General features: G+C 58.9%; 1 protein-coding gene and 2 pseudogenes. 1 reads left to right on the forward strand and 2 read right to left on the reverse strand.

Translation table 11 applies throughout. The annotated features are described in order from the left end of the window. Positions 1-402: pseudogene (locus tag ACESMT_RS17985) on the reverse strand (catalase-peroxidase); the annotation flags it as partial. A 280-nt stretch (positions 403-682) separates the two neighbouring features. On the opposite strand from ACESMT_RS17985, the gene ACESMT_RS17990 reads away from it, so the two are divergent. After that, positions 683-1282 carry a peroxidase-related enzyme gene (locus tag ACESMT_RS17990; RefSeq protein WP_372827975.1) on the forward strand — a complete coding sequence of 200 codons (600 nt, stop codon included), beginning with the start codon at positions 683-685 and terminating at the stop codon, positions 1280-1282. Positions 1283-1517: 235 nt separating this feature from the next. On the opposite strand, the pseudogene ACESMT_RS17995 reads toward ACESMT_RS17990, so the two are convergent. Continuing rightward, positions 1518-1693, reverse strand: a pseudogene (locus tag ACESMT_RS17995) (acyl-CoA thioesterase); the annotation flags it as partial.

Genomic DNA, 1693 nt, shown 5'->3' on the forward strand with positions numbered 1-1693 from the left:
ACGACGTGCCTTGTCGAGGTTGCCGTTGTCGGGCCAGCTATTGAGCGGCGCAAAGCGCTGCTCGCCGCTGCCGCTGCCACCACGGCCATCGGAAATGCGATACGTGCCCGCTGCGTGCCAGGCCATGCGGACGAAGAACGGACCGTAGTGACCGTAGTCCGCCGGCCACCAGGACTGCGAGTCTGTCATCAGGGCATGCAGATCCTCGATCACGGCGTCCAGGTCGAGTGTCTTGAATTCTTCGGTGTAATTGAAGTCCGGGCTCATCGGGTTGGACAGGGAGGATTGCTGGTGCAAAACCTTGAGGTTCAGCTGTCCGGGCCACCAGGACGCATTCGTTGTACCCCGTGGCGTGAGCCCGGGAGCGCCGCCGGAAAATGGGCACTTGGCTTCGCTTTGCATTTGTTGCTCGGACATGGTGATTCCTTTTCGATGGGTGGGTGAGGCTTGGGACAGCGTCGGGAACATGGCGTGAACGTGACGTCGTGACGTGAACGCCTGGGCCCATGTGCCAAGTCTAAATTTCAGACATAAATAATGAAAGTAAATTAAACGTATTTGTTTGATAGTTTTTATTGATGAAGATTTTTTGCATCTGTTTTCTCGCGACAACGGCCAGACAAGCCCATGCAGTTAGGCTTGGGGCCTAACCACTTATAAAGCTTTTTTTAAAGGAACCCGCATGACCCGCCCACAGACCCCGAGCACCGTGCCCCGTTACCCTGCCCCAGCCATCAACGACCTGCCCGACGACATCAAGGCAAAAATTCTCGAAGTGCAGGAAAAAGCCGGTTTTGTGCCCAACGTATTCCTGGCGTTGGCGCGCCGCCCTGCCGAATGGCGGGCTTTTTTCGCCTACCACGACGCGCTCATGCTGCGCGAGGAGTCCAGCCTGACCAAGGGCGACCGCGAGATGATCGTCACCACCACCAGCGCGGCCAACCAGTGCCTGTATTGCGTGGTCGCGCACGGCGCGCTGTTGCGCATCTACGAGAAAAAACCGCTGGTGGCCGACCAGGTCGCGGTGAATTACCGCAAGGCCGACATCACGCCGCGCCAACGCGCCATGCTGGACTTTGCCATGAAGGTGTGCGATCGCTCGCACGAGGTGGAAGAGGCCGACTTTGCCGCCCTGCATGCCCACGGCTTCAACGACGAGGACATCTGGGACATCGCCGCGATCACGGCTTTCTTCGGCCTGTCCAATCGCATCGCCAGTTTCTCCAGCATGATGCCCAACCCCGAGTTTTATCTGATGGGACGCGTGCCCAAGCAGAAATAAGCAGCCACCAGGTGCTACATATTTGATGGCTGTCTGCGCCCGCACGGAAAGGGCTAGTACTGCGCCCCGGAAGTAGCGGAACAAGATGAAAGTGATGGCTTCGTGTCCAGGGCAAGGCGCAAGCCGCAGCGAAGGCTGGGCGCCTTCGCAAGGTTTGCAACGCCGCCATGGGTGCGAAGACGCGCTTTCATGTTTCGATACTTTTGGGGCGCAGTACTAAAGACCTGTTTGACCCTCAATTGACGATCTGGCGCATCCAGTCGGGCAGTCCGGCGGCTTTCTGGCTCGGGAAGTCCACCCAGATGGTGGTGGCGCCGCCGGCGGCGTAAATCACGCCGGGCTGATCGACCCGCTCCATCGTGCCCCAGGTTTCAAACGTGGTGCGCCCGGGGTCGCTCGCATACATCCTGA

Source organism: Polaromonas sp. (assembly GCF_041689105.1).
GTDB lineage: Bacteria > Pseudomonadota > Gammaproteobacteria > Burkholderiales > Burkholderiaceae_C > Polaromonas.